Annotated in this window: 1 protein-coding gene; it reads right to left on the bottom strand. The window is 57.8% G+C overall.

The window, feature by feature from the left end; genetic code table 11:
* Positions 1–481, bottom strand: a 481-nt coding sequence (locus M3193_RS16595; protein ID WP_251630013.1) for a methyl-accepting chemotaxis protein, incomplete at both ends; no start/stop codon positions are given.

Here is a 481-nt window from a genome sequence, read left to right as displayed (position 1 = left end):
GCCTGCACGTGCTGCTTCTACCGCGGCGTTGAGTGCCAGAATGTTAGTCTGGAAGGCAATGCCGTCGATGACGCTGATAATGTCGGCGATTTTCTGCGAACTGGACGCGATGTCACGCATGGTTTGCACCACGTTATCCACCACTTTGCCGCCTTTCTGCGCGGTTTCAGAAGCACTCAGCGCCAGATGGCTGGCCTGACGCGCGTTTTCGGCGTTCTGCTTCACGGTCGCCGTCAGCTGTTCCATGCTGGCTGCGGTTTCTTCCAGAGATGCCGCCTGCTGCTCGGTACGGGAGGAGAGATCGTTGTTGCCCATCGCAATCTCGCTGGCACCGCTGTAAATCGCGTTGGCACCGTTACGCACGTCACCCACGGTATTCATCAGCTCACCCTGCATGTGACGCAGGCTTTCCGCCAGTTGCCCAATCTCGTTGGACCCTTCCACTTCAATACGTTTCACCAGGTCACCGCTGGCGATATGA

This window comes from Sporosarcina luteola (assembly GCF_023715585.1).
Lineage (GTDB): Bacteria > Bacillota > Bacilli > Bacillales_A > Planococcaceae > Sporosarcina > Sporosarcina luteola_D.
Note: the sequence above shows the minus strand (reverse complement) of the source record. Positions and strands in the feature narration are given on the sequence as shown.